We start from the raw sequence: 15,981 nt of genomic DNA, 5'->3' as shown, positions 1-15,981 counted from the left end.
GGTCTATTACTCCGCGGCAGCGGCCGTTGCCGGCGCTGCATTCTCAACCGTCTGTGCCTGGGCAGCGGCGGGGGCTGCGCCACCCTGCTGCTCCGCGAGCCAGCTGTCGTACTCGGCTTGCGGCTTCACTTCCACGACCACCGGCATGAATGCGTGGTCGCGTCCGCACAGCTCGGCGCACTGGCCGCGATACGTTCCGGGCTCATCGGCGCGGAACCACAATTCATTGACGAAGCCCGGGATGGCGTCTTTCTTCATGCCGAAGGCCGGCACCCACCAGGCGTGGATCACGTCGTTCGAAGTGAGCAGCACGCGCACCTTCGCGCCCACCGGCACCACCAGCGGCTTGTCGACGCTCAACAGATAATTTTCCACGCTGTTCGGATCGATGCCCGAACCGGTCTGGCGGGCGGCGTCGCTATCGCGGGACAAGGTGGAGAAGAAGCTCACCTTCTGGTCCAGGTAGTCGTAGTGCCACTTCCACTGATAACCGGTGACCTTGATGGTCAGGGTCGAGTCGCGGGTGTCCTCGATCTTCACCAGGGTGGCGGCGGCCGGAATGGCCATACCGACCAGGATGGCGACTGGAATGATGGTCCAGACGATCTCGGCTTTGGTGGAGTGGTCGAACGTGGCCGGCACCGCGCCCTGCGAGTGACGGAATTTCACGATCGAGTAGATCATCATGCCGAACACCGCGATCGCGATCAGCACGCAGATCCAGAAGATCATCATGTGCAGGCCGTGGATGTCGCGACTCAGCTCCGTCACGCCGACCGGCATGTTGATTTCCCATGCCGCCAGCGCCGCCCCGGTGGGCAGTAACGCTGCCGCCGCTAGTGAACCGGCTGCGGCGTATTTCACGATCTTCATTGGCCCTAATGCTCCCAAGTGCTTCGTTCTGCCCGCGCTCGCGCTCGAAGTGCCCAGCACTCCGAGCCGCGCACGCAGTTCAACGCCGCGCTAACTCATAGCGCGGGCGTTTCGTTCATATTCCCCACCAGCTGCTTTAGACGCACCGCGAGGCTGCGGCGCTCGTCCTCTGTGAGAAACCTGCCCACCTCGCAGGCGTGACCACGCGACTCCAAGACGAGTCGGCTGGGATGTAGCGCCGCCGGCGGGGCGTGGAGTGTAACCCTCGACCAATGTCTAGGAAATACCGATGACTGCACACCACGGCGGTCCCAGTGTCTGATGATCACCGAGTCCTCGGTCACTGTAATGGTTTCCCGCTCCAGCCCTGAACGCATGGAGGCACGAAGCGCCCAGGTCAGTAACCCGATTTCCAGGCCGGCAAAGGGCAGGACCGGCCAGAACCCCTGGGCTGTAAACATAAGAGCGACGGCAAAAGTGGGCACGGCGACCGACACGATGAAGATGCGCGCGGTCTTGGGAGTGAGCGACCGGTGGGGCACGAGCTCGAGCACCCGTTCCGCGGGAGCGGGGTCCGGGGTCGGGCGAGGCGGCGGCAAGTCGGCCCGAGCGTTCATCGTGTAGATAATTTTGCCAAAGAGCTACATTTTCGTTATCGATGCTATGGGTCGATCTCTAAAAATTTAACGCTTCAATCGGGTGACGTTGCTCACTGGAATGCGCACTTCACCCCCCGAACGTGAGCGCGGACGCAGCTCGCCCGCCCAGGCATGACCGTAGACCACTTCGACGGAGACGGGTAGTGCGGCCTGTTCCTGGGCCGGCCGGACCGCTTGTCGCAGGGACTCGATCCGGCTTTTGGCAGTCAGTCCGCGCGCCCGGCCGTGGGCCAGATTGCTCGAGCCGCTGGCGACCAGCTCGGTCAGCAACGCATCGAGGTGGGGGTAAGTTATCGTCAGCCGCTCGGTGTCCATGACCGGCTCCGCCAGTCCGGCGCGCATCAGCGCATCGCCCAGGTCGTGCATGTCGATAAAGCGATGAACGTGGGGGTGGGCGTCGATTTTTCGCCAACCCTCGCGCAATTCGCGCAAAGTGTCCGGCCCCAGGGTGGCGAAGGTCAGCAGCCCGCCCGGTTGCAGGACCCGGCGGATTTCCTGAAACACGACGTCGGGGTCGTGGCACCACTCCAGCATCAGGTTGCTGAAGACCAGCTGGGCGCTGGCGTCTTTGACCGGAAGTCGATGCGCGTCGGCGGCCACCCGATGGAATTTGCGCAACCAGCTTTGCTGCCGATCGGCTTCCGTCAGCATGCGCGGCGCGAGATCGATGGCGACGACCTCGGCGGTCTTGTAGCGATGCTTGAGCGCTTTGCTCCCGTGCCCGGTGCCCGCGCCGAGGTCGAGTACGACCTTCGGCTGCAGCTTTACGAAATCGAGCCGTTCGAGCAGGCGATTGCGGATTTCGGCCGGCACAACGGCCGCGGCGTCGTAAGTTTTCGCGGCCTGGTCGAAGGAGCGGCGAACGAGCGCGGGATCGAGATAGAACTCATCGGGCAACATGGCCCGACGCATCTTACCCGCTAATGGCGAGCTGCTCGTCCTCTAAACGCCGCGAGCAAGTCGGAGCGCTTTGTTCGGCCAGTGGCTCGGGCGTGATGCCGAGCTTGGCGAACAGCTGGCGGTCCTTGTCCTCTTCGGGATTTTCCGTCGTCAGCAACTTGTCGCCGTAGAAAATCGAGTTCGCGCCAGCGAGGAAGGCGAGCGCCTGCGTTTCGTCGCTCATGCCCGAGCGGCCGGCGGACAAGCGCACGTGCGCCTTCGGCATCAGCAAGCGAGCGACTGCAATCACGCGTACGAAATCCACCCCATCTGGTTTCTCCGCGCCGTACAGCGGTGTGCCCGGGACCTGCATGAGCTGGTTGATCGGCACGCTGTCCGGATGTTGAGGCAGCGTCGCGAGTGTATGTAACAGCTCCGCGCGATCCTGCTCCTTCTCGCCCAGGCCGAGAATGCCGCCGCAACACACGTTGATACCCGCGTTGCGCACGGCTTCGAGCGTGTCGAGACGATCCTGATAGGTACGCGTCGTGATCACCTTCTTATAGTGAGACTCGGACGTATCCAGATTGTGATTGTAGTAATCCAATCCCGCGTCCTTGAGCTGATGCGCCTGTTCCGGCGTCAGCATCCCGAGCGTCACGCACGTTTCCATTCCCATCGCGCGCACGCCTTTGATCATCTCGGCGATCTGCGCGAGTTGCTTGGGCTTCGGGCTGCGATATGCCGCGCCCATGCAGAAGCGAGTCGCGCCATTCGCCTTCGCTGCGCGCGCCTTCTCCATCACATCGTCGAGATCCATCAGCGGCTCGGATTTCAAACCGGTCTCGAAGCGGATGCTCTGCGAGCAATAGGAGCAGTCTTCCGGGCACGCGCCGGTCTTGATCGACAGCAGCGTGCTGATCTGCACCTGGTTCGGGTCGAAGTACAAGCGGTGCACGCGTTGCGCGTGATAGATCAGATCGGAGAACGGCAGCGCGAACAGTTCGCGCACTTCCGCCAGCGTCCAATCGGTGCGCACGGCACCCAGGCGATCGACCAGCGTAGCGTTGCGGACGGCTTCGGAACGGGTCATTTCCACGGCAAACCTCAATTTATTCGGGCGCTGCGCGCGGCTCGGCAGCTCCATGCTCCCGTTTGGCCGTCACGCAGGGTCAGTCATCACGGACTGAGTATTCGTGGCCGCCGGGAAGCCTGTCAACCGATGTTGGGAATCCGAGTCGACATTATCGGCCGATGGGCCGGCGCGGCCGCACGCTGCGTATGGCCACGCCGCTGCGCACTGTGCGGGCAATCCTGCGCTCCCGATCGGGAAAATCTGGATCTGTGCGCCGGTTGCGCGGGCGATCTGCCGCTGAATGACAATGCCTGCGAGCACTGCGCCGAGCCGTTGCCGGCTGTGCATTCCGGGCTGACGCTGTGTGGCCGCTGTCTGCAGCGGCCGCCGGTGTTCGATGCCTGCGTCGCGCCCTTTCGTTACGCCTTTCCGGTCGATCGCATGATTCAGGGGCTGAAGTACCGCCGCGAGCTCGTGTATGGACGAATCCTCGGGCAGCTTCTGGCCCGGCATCTGTCCCGACGCGAAACGCGGCCCGAGTTGGTCATTCCCGTGCCACTCGGTCTCGCGCGATATCGCGAACGGGGTTTCAACCAGGCGCGCGAGCTCGCGTTGCCCGTGTGCAGGTCGCTCGGGCTGACAGTGAGCAGTCATCTGGTTGTGCGTCATCGCGAAACGCAGGAACAGGCGTCGCTGGATCGGAATGAACGGCTCAAGAATACCCAGCGTGCCTTTGCGTTGACGGCGCCGCTCACGGCGAGGCATGTCGCAATCGTCGACGACGTGGTTACGACTGGCAGCACCGCCAATGAAATCTCGAAAGTGCTGCGCGCGGCAGGGGTGGAGTGGATCGAAGTGTGGGCGGTCGCTCGGGCCGAGCGGAAGTGATCATCCTGCTAATCGCATCACCGAAACGTATATTCCAGCACGATGCCGATGAACACCGACATGCCGAAGTAGTTGTTGTTGAGGAAGGCCTTGAAACAATCCTCGGGCTTGCGGCGGCGAATCAGGAACTGCTCATACAGAGCAAACATCGCTGCGAACGCCAGCCCCAACCCATACCACAGGCCCAGCTCCATCTCGTGCCCGATCAGCCAGAGGCCGAGCAGGGTCATCAGCTGCATGATGCCGATGATGAAACGATCGGCGTCGCCGAACAGAATGGCGCTGGACCGAATGCCGAGCTTCTTGTCGTCCTCGCGATCCACCATCGCGTACATCGTGTCGTAAGCCACCGTCCACAACAGCCCGGCCATGAACATCACGATGGCCGGGCGCGGTACGGCGCCCGTCTGTGCGGCATACGCCATCGGCACTGACCAGGTGAAGGCGATGCCGAGATAAGCCTGCGGCATCGGAAAGAAACGTTTGAAGAACGGATAAGTGAGCACCAGCACGCCGCCGATCAGCGTCAGCAACTGCGCGAGCTGATTGAGCGTCAAAGCCAGGCCCAACGCGATCAACCCCAGTCCCGCGCACAGCCCGATTGCTTCCATCGGATCGACTGCGCCAGTCACCAACGGACGATCTTTGGTGCGCTTCACGTGGCCGTCGAAGTTGCGATCGGCAAAATCATTGATGGCGCAGCCGGCGGAGCGAGTAAGCACCGTGCCGAGCACGAAGACGATGAAAACGTGAGGATCCGGTTTGCCGCCGGACGACAGCCACAGTGCCCAGAGCACGGGCCACAACAGCAGCCAGATGCCGATCGGTTTGTTGAGCCTCGTCAGCGCCGCATAAGCGTGTAACTTCGCCGCCGCGCCTGGAAGGATTTCGGTGACGAAGGTAGTGGACGCAAGCTTGTGCCCTAGCCATTGCAGGCGCTGGCGGAGCGGCGCCAATGGCTGAGGGGCGCGCAGTTGTTCGATGTCAGGCGGCGGTATCGGCTCAGGAGGCGGCGACGCGGGCGTCTGTGTCGATGGTGAGGCCATCATCGCGACGGTTTTGATGTAGTCGCGTTGAGAGGGCGCAGGTTCTTGCGGCGGCGTGGCCGGTGAACTCGGCGCCTTCGTCGCCCCGCTGTGAGACGGCGCTGGTTCTTGCAGCGGCGTGACTGGTGAACTCGGCGCTTTCGTCGCGTCGCTTTGAGACGGCGCAGGCGCGCTCGACGACGCCAGAGTCCTTGGCGGCGGCGTTACAACCGGCGACGGTGTCCTCGCGCTCGCTTGATGTGTCGCTGGCGTGGCCGAAGATACCGGCTTCGGCGGCTCGCTTCGCGGCGGCGTCGACGCTGTCGCTGCGTCGGAAGACGCTGGAGCCTTCACGTTCGCATGATGTGTCGCCGACGGAGCCGGCGACGCGTTTGCTAGTTCCGTGTGTGGCGTTGGAGCAGCTACTGGCGGTGTCGCGGGCGCCTTCGCATTTAGGTGATGTGCCGGCGGTGGAGCAGGCGACGCGCTGGCACCTTCAGTCTCCGACGCTGGCGGCGGCGCAACTGTATTTGCACTGGCCGGCGTTTTTGCTGCTTCGTTCTGCGGTGTCGACGACGCTGTGCCCGACTGTGACTTCTCCGGTCGGCGCTTGGCTTGAGTCGGTGCAGGTGGAGCTACCGCGGGAGCCGCGGTTGTCGAACCCGCGTTCGGCGGCAGCGTCTTATCCGGCTTGTGCTCCGCTCCCGACGGCGGCACTTCGTGATGCGCAGGTGCGGCGATAGCAGTCGCTGGCGGAGTCACATTTAACGGCTGCGCCTTCTCTGGAGCGTGACTCTCTGCCGTCGTGGCCGCTGCTGACTTCGCGATCTCTTGAGGCGTCGGTGGCGGCGGAATGACGTGCAGCGGCTGAGTCTTGTCCAGGTTGTGCTTGGCCGGCGGCGCCGGCTTCAGCATATCCATCTGCGCAGGCGGGGACTTCGGCGCGGCTGGCGTCGCTTCCAGCGGCTGCGTCTTATCCGGGTTATGCGCGTTTTGTGAATCTGCCACGAACCTGACCGTTTAAACCTTGCCGAACCTTTCGCCCTGTCCAATCCAGCGCCGCAACAGCGGCGCTATGTTGGCCTCATTTTCCTTGAGCATCAATTCCGCCACTTCCTGAACTTTCGGCAGCAAATCGGCATCTCGCACCAGTTCCGCCACGCGCATTTGCATCAGGCCGGTCTGTTTCGTGCCCAGCAGCTCGCCGGGTCCGCGCAATTCCAGGTCGCGACGGGAAATCTCGAAGCCATCGTTGGTCGCTCGCATGACGGATAAACGCTCACGCGCCACCTCCGTCAGCGGTGTCCGATACAGCAGCACACACGTGCTCTCCGCCGCGCCTCGCCCGACGCGTCCGCGCAGCTGATGGAGCTGCGCCAGGCCCATGCGTTCAGCATTCTCGATGACCATCAAACTCGCATTCGGCACGTCGACGCCGACTTCGATGACCGTCGTCGCCACCAGCAGATCGATCGCGCCTTCCTTGAAGCGCCCCATCACCGCATCTTTCTCTTTGGGCGACATGCGGCCATGAACCAGCCCGACCTTCAACTCCTGCAGCGCCTCGGCCAGTGCGGTGACCGTGTCTTCGGCGGCTTGCGCCTCGAGTTGCTCGGATTCTTCGATGAGCGGGCAGACCCAATACGCCTGGCGCCTCTGCCGACACGCATCGCGAATCCTCAACACGACTTCATCGCGCCGATTCTCGGGCAGCGCGACGGTCTTCACCGGCGTGCGCCCGGGCGGCAGTTCATCGATCACGGAAACATCCAGGTCGGCGTAGGCGGTCATCGCCAGCGTCCGCGGAATCGGCGTCGCCGTCATGATGAGCTGATGCGGATAGCGCCCGGAAGCCAGGCCTTTTTCCCGCAGCAGCAAACGTTGGTGCACACCGAAACGGTGCTGCTCATCGACGATCACCAGGCCGAGTCGTCGAAACTCGACTTCCTGTTGGAACAACGCGTGCGTGCCGATCGCGATCTTCGCTTCGCCCGACGCCAGATCCGCCAACGATCTCGCACGCGCCGCGGCCGTGCGCTTGCCGGTGATCAACGCCGGAAATAACTCGAGCGGCGCCAGCCAGTTTGTGAAATTGCGAGCGTGCTGCTCGGCGAGCAGTTCGGTCGGCGCCATGACCGCGACCTGAAAGCCCGCTTCAACCGCTCGCAGCGCTGCTAGCGCGGCGACCAACGTCTTGCCGCAACCCACGTCGCCTTGAACCAAGCGAAGCATCGGGCTCGACTGCGAAAGATCACGCTCGATATCACGCCAGGCGCGCGTCTGCGCGCCGGTCGGTTTGAAAGGCAGACTCTGGAGAAAACGATCGATGAGCGGCTCGCCGACGGTGAACTGCCAGCCGGGATCGCGCTGAATCTCACGTCGCAGTAATCGCAAGCTCAGCTGATGCGCGAGCAGTTCCTCGAACGCGAGACGTCGCTGCATCGGATGCTGTCCCGCCGCCAGCAACTCGAGATCCGCATCCGGCGGCGGCCGATGAACGTACTGAAGCGCTTCACGCAGCGGCGGCAATTTCAGTTGCGCAAGCACTGCCGGCGGCACCCAGTCCTGCACGGTTCGATTGGCGAACTCACGCAGCGCCATTGCAGTGAGTTGCCGCAGGCGACCTTGCTGCACGCCTTCGGTCAACGGATAGATCGGCGTGAGCACATCCTCGTTCGCCGTCACCGCGTCGCTGGCGACACGCCGATATTCCGGGTGCACGATCTCGAGCCCGCCCGGCCCTCGCCGGACCTCTCCGTAGCAACGCAAGCGCGTGCCACGGCTCATCTGCTCGTGTTGTGAGTTGCTGAAATGAAAGAAGCGCAGCGTCAGCCAGCCGGAGCCATCGCCGATACGACATAGGAGTTGGCGCCGTCCGCGGAATGCGATTTCAGCAAGCTGCACTTCGCCTTCGACGACGGCGCGATCGCCATGACTCAATGAGCCGATAGGAATGACCTGAGTGCGGTCTTCGTACCGCAGCGGCAACAGGAACAGCAGATCCTGAATCGTCGAGACATTGAGCTTCGCCAGCTTGGCCGCGAGCGAATCCCCCACGCCGCGCAGCGCCGTCACCGGACGAATCTCCGGCGACACCGCCGCCGCGGGCAGGTCAGGGCGTTTGCTGTTTGAAGGGGAAGAGCTCATTCACAGCAAGTGTACGGCAGCCGGCGCTCCGCCAGCCGCCGAAAGCGCTGATGCAGACTCTTAATCGAGCTCGACGATGCAATCGATCTCAACGTTCGCATTCTTCGGCAGCGCCGACACCTGCACCGTCGCTCGCGACGGATACGGCTCGGCGAAATACTCCGCCATGATCTTGTTCAAGGTCGGGAAGACACCGAAGTCGAGAATGAACACCGTCGCTCGGGTGACCTGCGAGAAATCGCCGCCGGCCGCCGTGACGATCGCCTTCAGGTTGTCGAACACGCGGCGGATCTCGGCATCGATCGAGGTCTGCACCATCTCACCGGTCGCTGGATCGAGCGCGATCTGGCCGGAGACGTAGACGGTCTTGCCGACCTTCACCGCCTGGGAATAGGTGCCGATGGCCTTGGGAGCGTTCGGAGTCGCAATGATTTCGCGCGCCATGATGATCCAACCGTTGCTGACGAGGAGCGCGGATTTTGCGCGCGTTCGCGCGCAATGGCCACCGTGCTACTGCCTCTCCCGCGGAATTTCACCGGCCGCGCTCTTTGAGTCGCGCAGCCTTCGGGTCAGGCAATGACTCGGGTCACGCGCAACACTTCCGGCATCTTGCGAAGATTTTTGATTACGTGCGCCAGGTGCTTACGGTCACGCACTTGCAGATCGAAGATCAGCGTCGACGCGTCGCCGTCCCGCTCGTCGACCGCAACGTGTTCGATGTTGGTCTCGGTCGTCGCAATATTCGAGGCAATCGCCGCGAGCACGCCCATGCGATTCGCCACGTCGATGCGTACCTCGACGTTGAACAAGCGATCCACATTCGGCTGCCACGTAACCGTGAGCCACTTGTCCGGCTGCTTGCGATAGTTGCGCAGATTGCCGCAAGCCTCGCGATGGATCACGACGCCTCGGCCGCTCGACAGGTACGCCATGATCGGATCGTTCGGGATCGGGAAGCAGCAGCGCGCGTAGCTGACCACCATGCCCTCGGTGCCCGCGATGGCGAGCGGCTCGGCTTGCGAGGTCGGTTCTGGCTGATGGGTGCCGTCCGCGGGCAACAAGCGACGCGCGACCAGCGCGGCCAAGCGTTCGCCGAGGCCGATCTTTTCGAATAACTCGTCCGGCGTTTTGAGATTGAGCTCCGCGGCGGCCGCCTGCAGGCGCTCCTCGGGAATTTTCTTCAGCACCAGCGACAGATCCTGCAGCGCCTGGCTCAGCATCCGTTTGCCCAGCTCGACTGCTTCGCCGTGTTTCAATCCTTTCAAGTAGTGACGAATTGCCGCGCGCGCTTTCGCCGTTACGACGAAGTTCACCCACGCCGGATTCGGCGTTGCGCCTTTCGCAGTGATGATTTCCACCGTCTGACCGTTACGCAGCGGCGTCCGCAGGGGGACGAGGCGGCGATCTACTTTCGCGGCCACGCAGTGATTGCCGATATCCGTGTGCACGGAATAGGCGAAGTCCACTGCCGTGGCATTACGCGGCAAGCGGCGAATCTCACCGCGCGGCGTGAAGACGTACACCTTGTCCGGGAACAGGTCGAGCTTGACGCTCTCCATGAATTCCTCGGCGGAATTGCCGCTGTGGGGCATCTCCATCAGGTGCTGCAGCCATTCGCTCGCGCGATCGCGATAGGCGCGGCCCGCGTCGCCGCCGTCCTCGCCCGATTTGTATTGCCAATGCGCGGCGATGCCGGACTCGGCGATGCGATGCATGTCTTCGGTGCGGATCTGCACTTCGATGGGCATGCCGTTCGGACCGAACAGCGTCGTGTGCAACGACTGATAGCCGTTGATGCGCGGAATCGCGATGTAATCCTTGAAGCGTCCCGGCATCGGTCGATACAAACCGTGCACCAGGCCGAGCGCGCGATAACACGTGTCGATCGAGTCCACGACGATGCGGAAGCCGAACATGTCGACGATGGACGATAGCGGCACGCGTTTACGGCGCATCTTTTGATAGATGCTGTAGAGGTGCTTCTCGCGGCCCTCGACGCGGCCTTTTACCTGTGCTTTCTCGAGCGCGGTGCGCAGGTTGTCCGCGATCTTGCCGACGAACTGCTTCTGATTGCCGCGCGCCTTCTTCAGCGCCTTTTCGATGATGCGATGACGGCCGGGGTAGAGCGCCTTGAAGCCGAGCTCTTCCAGCTCCGACTTCACCGTGTGAATGCCGAGACGATTCGCGATCGGCGCGTAGATTTCGAGCGTCTCGCGCGCAACGGTGCGGCGTTTTGCAGGCGGCACGGAGCCGAGCGTGCGCATGTTGTGCGTGCGGTCGGCGAGCTTGACCATGATCACGCGAATGTCGCGGACCATGGCGAGCAGCATCTTGCGGAAGCTTTCGGCCTGAGCCTCGGCGCGCGAACGAAACTGAATGTGATCCAGCTTCGAGACGCCATCGACCAACTCCGCGACATCGGCGCCGAAGCGCTCGGCGATCTCGTCCTTGGCCGTGGGCGTGTCCTCGATGACGTCGTGCAGGATGGCCGCCACGATGGTCGGCGCATCCATGTGCAGGTCGGCGAGAATGTGAGCGACAGCAACCGGATGCGCGATGTAAGGCTCGCCGCTCAGGCGCTTCTGGCCCTCGTGGGCCTCGGCGCCGAATTCATAAGCGTCGCGGATCCGGTCGACCTGCGCGGGGGGCAGGTAGGTCTCCAGCTTATTGAGCAGCTGGTTGACCCCTATCGAGCGTCTTCCGGTAGGTAACAGGTTGAGGATGGAAGACGCGTAGTCCATAAGCTGGAGCTGGGGACTTTAAGGCGCGACTCAATCTCCGAGGCCGAGATGAGGCGCGCGCAGCTCGCCCGACATACCCGCCATATCCGGTTCAGGCATGAGCTCGGGCTGCGGGGCGCGCTCGGCTTCCTCGAGGATCTCGGGGCCGATGTGACCGGCGGCGATTTCACGCAGCGCGACCACGGTGGGCTTGTCGTTTTCCCACTCCACCGTCGCCTCGGCGCCATTGGCCAGTTTGCGGGCGCGCTTGGCGGCGACCAGCACCAGCTGGAACAGGTTCGGGATGTTGTGGAGGGAGTCTTCGACGGTAATTCGGGCCATGGAAAACCTCGGACAGATTCAAAAAACCGGGGGATTGGCTGGGCAGTATACCCGAGGCAGTGCCCGGAACAGTGACTTCAGGTACCATACCGCGCCCCGCCGGCCGGGGTCCCTAAGGTTTTCTGGCAACAGTACGCCGGTTAGAAGCGGAGAGAGTGGGTTATGACGTTTCGATTGAGCCCGGTAACGGTCATCGGGCTGGGCTTGCTGGCTGCGATGTCGATCTCGACTGCGAGCGCCGCGGGCGATGCCGCCAGAGGCAAGGTCCTGGCTTACACCTGCCACGGCTGCCATGGCGTTCCGGACTATAAGAACGCTTACCCGAACTACCGCGTGCCGAAACTGGGCGGCCAGAACGAGGCTTATCTGGTCAGTGCGCTGAACGCCTACGCCAAGGGCGAGCGTCCGCACCCGACCATGCACGCGCAGGCCGTAACGCTGACCGACCAAGAGAAGGCCGACATCGCCGCGTTCCTTAGCGCGGGCGGCGGGATCCCGAACAAGGAAGTCGTCGGCACGCCGCCGCCGGCCACTCAGACCTGCGTTGCCTGCCACGGCGCCGATGGCGCCAAGACCGTGGCTCCGGATTACCCGAAGCTGGCCGGCCAGCCGGCGGATTACATCGTGCACGCGCTCAAGGACTACAAGAGCGGCAAGCGCAAGAACCCGATCATGGCCGGCATCATCAGCGGCGTGGACGAGAAAGACTTCGAGGCGCTCGCCGAGTTCTTCTCCAAGCAGCAGGCGGTTTGCACCACCGACCAGGTTCGCGATCACGGCAAGTGCGAGACCGAGTAAGCGCGTACTCGCTTATTGATTGTTTATTGACGACGCGCGCGGGAGCGACCTTTTATGCAGAGCTTTCGCGCGTTTCGCATCCACCAGGAAGCCGGCAAGATCGTCTCCCGCATCGAGACGATCGGACTGAACGATCTCGCCGAGGGCGAGGTCGTCGTCAAAGTCCGCTACTCCACCATCAACTATAAGGACGCGCTCGCCGCGACCGGCGCCGGCAAGATCCTGCGGCGTTATCCGCTGGTGGGCGGCATCGATCTCGCGGGCGAAGTCGTGTCGAGCAGCGATTCGCAATTTCAGCCCGGCCAGAAAGTGCTGGTGACGGGCAGCGAGCTGTCCGAAACGCGCGATGGCGGCTATGCCGAGTACGCTCGGTTGAAGAGCGATGCCGTCGTGCCGATCCCTGCGGGTCTCGATGAATTCCAAGCCATGGCGATCGGTACCGCGGGCTACACCGCTGCGCTCGCCGTCCATCGCATGGAGCAGAATGGGCAGCAGCCGGACGGCGGCGAGGTCGTTGTAACAGGCGCGACGGGCGGCGTCGGCAGCATCGCCGTCGACATGCTCGCCGCGCGCGGATACAGCGTCGTTGCCGTTACGGGCAAGCAGGCCTCGATCGATTATCTGCAGCGTCTCGGCGCCACGCGCGTGTTGCTTCGAGATCAGATCAACACCGGCTCCCGGCCGTTGGAAGAGGCGCAGTTCGCTGGTGCCATCGACAATGTCGGCGGCGAGTTGCTCACCTGGCTGACGCGCACGGTCAAGTTCTGGGGCAACATTGCCTGCATCGGGCTGGCAGCCAGTCCCGAGCTGAAGACCACGGTGATGCCGTTCATCCTGCGCGGCGTGAATTTGCTCGGAATCAACTCTGTATACACGCCGCGACCGCTGCGCCTGCAGGTGTGGCAACGGCTCGCGACCGATCTCAAGCCGCGCCATCTCGACAGCATCGTGACGCGCACGATCCCGTTCGAGCAGTTGCCCGGCGCGTTCGATGGTTATTTGCAAGCGGGTGTCACCGGCCGTACGGTCGTGCGCATCGCAGGTTGAGCGTTGTTCGTGAGCGATCCCACTCTCATTGCCGGTGCGGCTCAGCTGGGTATCGAGCTGACCGAGCGCCAGTCCCAACAGCTGATCGGCCTGCTCGACGAGCTGGACGACTGGAATCAGCGCATGAACCTGACCGCGATCCGCGAGCGGCCGGCGCAGATCACCAAGCATTTGCTGGACAGTCTGTCCGTGCAGCCGTTCCTGCAGGGGGAGCGAGTGCTGGACGTGGGCACCGGCGCGGGTTTCCCCGGGTTGCCGCTGGCCATCGTCAATCCTTCCAGGCAGTTCACGCTGCTCGATTCCACCGCCAAGAAACTGAAGTTCATAGAACATGCCTCGGCGTTGCTGGAGTTGCCTAATGTGCAAACGGTGCATACGCGCGCGGAAAGTTTCCGCCCGGCGCAACGATTCGATATCGTGTTGTCGCGCGCGGTGGGGCCGGTAGAGCAATTCGTCAAATGGGCCGGTCATTTATGTGTCGGCGGCGGGCGACTGCTGGCGATGAAGGGCCGGCATCCTCAGGAGGAGCTCGCCAAGTTGCCGAGCGGCTGGAAACTCGCGGCCGTCCATCGACTTAACGTGCCCGCTCTGGACGAAGAGCGGCATCTTGTGGAACTCTGCCGCAGCCACGAGCGGCTGTAGCGCCAAGGCCGGCGGTCGAAGCCCACTGCCCTCAAGCCCGAAGATCAATTTGCAGATTCAGCGTTGTGCCGATTGCGTGACTCACTAACGGACTGGTCCCATTCAACATTCCATGCATCGCATTCTCGCCATCACCAACCAGAAAGGCGGCGTCGGCAAGACCACGACGAGCGTCAATCTGGCCGCATCGCTGGCGGCGACCAAGCGACGCGTGCTGCTGATCGATATCGATCCGCAGGGCAATGCCACCATGGGCTGCGGCATCGACAAGCGCACCGTGGAGCGGTCAACCACTGACGTGCTGCTCGGTGACAGCGACGCCGCTTCGGCGATGCGCTCGGTCGACTACGCGGATTTCAAGGTGATGCCGGCAAACCAGGACCTGGTCGCCGCCGATGTCGAGATGATGGGCAAGCCCGGCTGCGAGTCTCGCTTGCGGGACGCGTTGCAGCCGGTGCTGTCGGAGTTCGACATGGTGCTGATCGACTGTCCGCCGGCGCTGAACATGCTGACGGTGAACGCCCTGGTCGCGGCCCAAGGCGTGCTGATTCCGATGCAATGTGAGTACTACGCGCTCGAGGGGTTAACCGCGTTGATCAACACGATCGAACAGATCAAGGCCGGGCCCAATCCGAAGCTGGAGATCGGCGGCATCCTGCGCACTATGTTCGACCCGCGTAACAATCTGGCCAACGAAGTCTCGCAACAGCTGATCGAGCACTTTGGCGACAAAGTGTTCCGCTCCATCATTCCGCGCAACGTGCGGCTCGCAGAGGCGCCCAGCTTCGGCAAGCCGGCGTTGCACTACGATAAAGAATCGCGCGGCGCGCTGGCCTACCTGGCGCTGGCCGGCGAAATGATTCGTCGAGAGGAAGAAACATTCAACGTGGCGCCGCCCGCTGCTGACGCGGTCGCGTCATAGTGACGAACCATGACAATGGCGAATAAACAACCACGTCTCAGCCGTGGGCTGGGTGCCCTGCTCGGGCAGCCTGCCGCGGCCGCCTCTCCTGCCGCTGCAGCCGTGGTGACGGCGCTACGGCCGGTCGACGAAGAGTTGCGCAAGCTGCCGGTGGACTTGTTACAGCGTGGCAAGTACCAGCCGCGCATCGATCTGCGTCAGGAAACATTGCAGGAGCTGGCCGACTCGATCAAAGCGCAGGGCGTGGTGCAGCCCATCGTCGTGCGCCCGATCAATGCCGATGGTTCGTACGCGAACAACCCTGCGGAGCATCAGGCCGAGCAGCGTTACGAAATCATTGCCGGTGAGCGCCGCTGGCGCGCAGCTCAGATTGCCGGCTTGCACGAGATCCCGGCCGTCATCCGGCGCGTGCCCGATGAAGCCGCCATCGCCATGGCGCTCATCGAAAACATCCAGCGCGAAAACCTGAACCCGCTGGAAGAAGCACGCGCCCTGCAACGCCTGATTACTGAATTCGAGATGACGCACGCCACGGCGGCGGAGGCCGTCGGCCGCTCGCGTTCCGCGGTGAGCAACCTGTTGCGCTTGCTGGAGCTGGGCGAAGACGCCAGCAGGCTGGTCGAGCATCGCGACCTCGATATGGGTCACGCGCGCGCCTTGCTCACTATCGAAAACAAGCGTCAGCAGGCTGAAGTGGCCGCGCAGGTCGCGCAGCAGAAGTTGTCGGTGCGCGAGACCGAGGCATTAGTGAAACGGCTGCAGTCGCAGCCATCGGCGAGCTCGCACGATGCCGCGACCCGCGCCGATCCGAACATTCGCAAGCTCGAGGCGGACCTGAGCGAGAAGCTCGGAGCGAAAGTGCAGGTCCAGCACGCCTCATCCGGCAAGGGCAAGCTGGTCATCAGCTACCATACGCTGGAAGAGCTCGACGGCATTCTCGAGCACATTCGTTAGAACGGCGTCG

The 15,981-nt window shown here is 63.1% G+C and carries 15 protein-coding genes; 6 read left to right on the top strand and 9 right to left on the bottom strand.

The window, feature by feature from the left end:
* Window positions 1–6: 6 nt before the first annotated feature.
* From coxB to bioB, 4 genes are all read right to left on the bottom strand, one after another.
* Complete coding sequence (gene coxB / locus EK373_RS04150; protein ID WP_129641465.1) at window positions 7–873, bottom strand: cytochrome c oxidase subunit II; 867 nt, start codon at window positions 871–873, stop codon at window positions 7–9.
* A gap of 95 nt (window positions 874–968) precedes the next feature.
* The gene (locus tag EK373_RS34185) at window positions 969–1,490 is read right to left on the bottom strand and encodes a DUF2244 domain-containing protein (RefSeq protein WP_129641464.1); all 522 of its coding nucleotides are present in this window, start codon (window positions 1,488–1,490) and stop codon (window positions 969–971) included.
* A 66-nt stretch (window positions 1,491–1,556) separates the two neighbouring features.
* Window positions 1,557–2,432, bottom strand: a complete 876-nt coding sequence (gene bioC / locus EK373_RS04140; RefSeq protein WP_129641463.1) for a malonyl-ACP O-methyltransferase BioC — start codon at window positions 2,430–2,432, stop codon at window positions 1,557–1,559.
* Window positions 2,433–2,445: 13 nt separating this feature from the next.
* Window positions 2,446–3,504, bottom strand: a complete 1,059-nt coding sequence (bioB, locus tag EK373_RS04135; protein ID WP_129641462.1) for a biotin synthase BioB — start codon at window positions 3,502–3,504, stop codon at window positions 2,446–2,448.
* Window positions 3,505–3,633: 129 nt separating this feature from the next.
* Here bioB and EK373_RS04130 point away from each other — a divergent pair, with 129 nt between their 5' ends.
* Entirely contained in the window at window positions 3,634–4,374 is a 741-nt protein-coding gene (locus tag EK373_RS04130; RefSeq protein ID WP_129641461.1) for a double zinc ribbon domain-containing protein, read from the top strand.
* Between the two features lie 17 nt (window positions 4,375–4,391).
* Here EK373_RS04130 and ubiA read toward each other — a convergent pair whose 3' ends face one another.
* From ubiA to rpoZ, 5 genes are all read right to left on the bottom strand, one after another.
* On the bottom strand, window positions 4,392–5,423 hold the full coding sequence (ubiA, locus tag EK373_RS04125) for a 4-hydroxybenzoate octaprenyltransferase (protein WP_232831009.1): 1,032 nt from the start codon (window positions 5,421–5,423) through the stop codon (window positions 4,392–4,394).
* Window positions 5,424–6,419: 996 nt separating this feature from the next.
* Window positions 6,420–8,546: an ATP-dependent DNA helicase RecG gene (gene recG / locus EK373_RS04120; RefSeq protein ID WP_129641460.1), complete on the bottom strand. Its 2,127-nt coding sequence runs from the start codon at window positions 8,544–8,546 to the stop codon at window positions 6,420–6,422.
* Between the two features lie 60 nt (window positions 8,547–8,606).
* The gene (locus EK373_RS04115; protein ID WP_129641459.1) at window positions 8,607–8,990 is read right to left on the bottom strand and encodes a Rid family detoxifying hydrolase; all 384 of its coding nucleotides are present in this window, start codon (window positions 8,988–8,990) and stop codon (window positions 8,607–8,609) included.
* A 125-nt stretch (window positions 8,991–9,115) separates the two neighbouring features.
* A complete protein-coding gene (gene spoT / locus EK373_RS04110; protein ID WP_129641458.1) occupies window positions 9,116–11,287 on the bottom strand; it encodes a bifunctional GTP diphosphokinase/guanosine-3',5'-bis pyrophosphate 3'-pyrophosphohydrolase in 2,172 nt (723 codons plus the stop codon).
* Window positions 11,288–11,317: 30 nt separating this feature from the next.
* Window positions 11,318–11,608 (bottom strand): DNA-directed RNA polymerase subunit omega, encoded by a 291-nt coding sequence (gene rpoZ, locus EK373_RS04105; RefSeq protein WP_129641457.1) that lies wholly within the window; start codon window positions 11,606–11,608, stop codon window positions 11,318–11,320.
* Between the two features lie 162 nt (window positions 11,609–11,770).
* Here rpoZ and EK373_RS04100 point away from each other — a divergent pair, with 162 nt between their 5' ends.
* The 5 genes from EK373_RS04100 to EK373_RS04080 all read left to right on the top strand — a co-directional run bounded on the left by EK373_RS04100 (window position 11,771) and on the right by EK373_RS04080 (window position 15,971).
* The gene (locus EK373_RS04100; RefSeq protein WP_129641456.1) at window positions 11,771–12,406 is read left to right on the top strand and encodes a c-type cytochrome; all 636 of its coding nucleotides are present in this window, start codon (window positions 11,771–11,773) and stop codon (window positions 12,404–12,406) included.
* Window positions 12,407–12,460: 54 nt separating this feature from the next.
* Window positions 12,461–13,453 (top strand): oxidoreductase, encoded by a 993-nt coding sequence (locus tag EK373_RS04095; protein WP_129641455.1) that lies wholly within the window; start codon window positions 12,461–12,463, stop codon window positions 13,451–13,453.
* 9 nt (window positions 13,454–13,462) lie between these two features.
* Window positions 13,463–14,095 (top strand): 16S rRNA (guanine(527)-N(7))-methyltransferase RsmG, encoded by a 633-nt coding sequence (gene rsmG, locus EK373_RS04090; protein WP_129641454.1) that lies wholly within the window; start codon window positions 13,463–13,465, stop codon window positions 14,093–14,095.
* A gap of 112 nt (window positions 14,096–14,207) precedes the next feature.
* Window positions 14,208–15,017, top strand: a complete 810-nt coding sequence (locus EK373_RS04085; protein WP_129641453.1) for a ParA family protein — start codon at window positions 14,208–14,210, stop codon at window positions 15,015–15,017.
* 15 nt (window positions 15,018–15,032) lie between these two features.
* Entirely contained in the window at window positions 15,033–15,971 is a 939-nt protein-coding gene (locus EK373_RS04080; protein WP_129641452.1) for a ParB/RepB/Spo0J family partition protein, read from the top strand.
* Window positions 15,972–15,981: the final 10 nt, after the last annotated feature.

Source organism: Peristeroidobacter agariperforans (genome assembly GCF_004138335.1).
GTDB classification, from domain to species: domain Bacteria; phylum Pseudomonadota; class Gammaproteobacteria; order Steroidobacterales; family Steroidobacteraceae; genus Steroidobacter; species Steroidobacter agariperforans.
The sequence above is the reverse complement of the archived record's forward strand: the minus strand, read 5'-3'. Positions and strand labels throughout refer to the sequence as shown.

Excerpts from the sequence above, each read along its gene's own strand:
- recG (WP_129641460.1), bottom strand. The coding sequence starts at position 8,546 with ATGAGCTCTTCCCCTTCAAACAGCAAACGCCCTGACCTGCCCGCGGCG.
- EK373_RS34185 (WP_129641464.1), bottom strand. The coding sequence starts at position 1,490 with ATGAACGCTCGGGCCGACTTGCCGCCGCCTCGCCCGACCCCGGACCCC.
- ubiA (WP_232831009.1), bottom strand. The coding sequence starts at position 5,423 with ATGATGGCCTCACCATCGACACAGACGCCCGCGTCGCCGCCTCCTGAG.
- bioB (WP_129641462.1), bottom strand. The coding sequence starts at position 3,504 with ATGACCCGTTCCGAAGCCGTCCGCAACGCTACGCTGGTCGATCGCCTG.
- EK373_RS04100 (WP_129641456.1), top strand. The coding sequence starts at position 11,771 with ATGACGTTTCGATTGAGCCCGGTAACGGTCATCGGGCTGGGCTTGCTG.
- EK373_RS04080 (WP_129641452.1), top strand. The coding sequence starts at position 15,033 with ATGGCGAATAAACAACCACGTCTCAGCCGTGGGCTGGGTGCCCTGCTC.
- EK373_RS04095 (WP_129641455.1), top strand. The coding sequence starts at position 12,461 with ATGCAGAGCTTTCGCGCGTTTCGCATCCACCAGGAAGCCGGCAAGATC.
- rpoZ (WP_129641457.1), bottom strand. The coding sequence starts at position 11,608 with ATGGCCCGAATTACCGTCGAAGACTCCCTCCACAACATCCCGAACCTG.
- EK373_RS04085 (WP_129641453.1), top strand. The coding sequence starts at position 14,208 with ATGCATCGCATTCTCGCCATCACCAACCAGAAAGGCGGCGTCGGCAAG.
- spoT (WP_129641458.1), bottom strand. The coding sequence starts at position 11,287 with ATGGACTACGCGTCTTCCATCCTCAACCTGTTACCTACCGGAAGACGC.
- bioC (WP_129641463.1), bottom strand. The coding sequence starts at position 2,432 with ATGTTGCCCGATGAGTTCTATCTCGATCCCGCGCTCGTTCGCCGCTCC.
- coxB (WP_129641465.1), bottom strand. The coding sequence starts at position 873 with ATGAAGATCGTGAAATACGCCGCAGCCGGTTCACTAGCGGCGGCAGCG.
- EK373_RS04130 (WP_129641461.1), top strand. The coding sequence starts at position 3,634 with ATGTTGGGAATCCGAGTCGACATTATCGGCCGATGGGCCGGCGCGGCC.
- EK373_RS04115 (WP_129641459.1), bottom strand. The coding sequence starts at position 8,990 with ATGGCGCGCGAAATCATTGCGACTCCGAACGCTCCCAAGGCCATCGGC.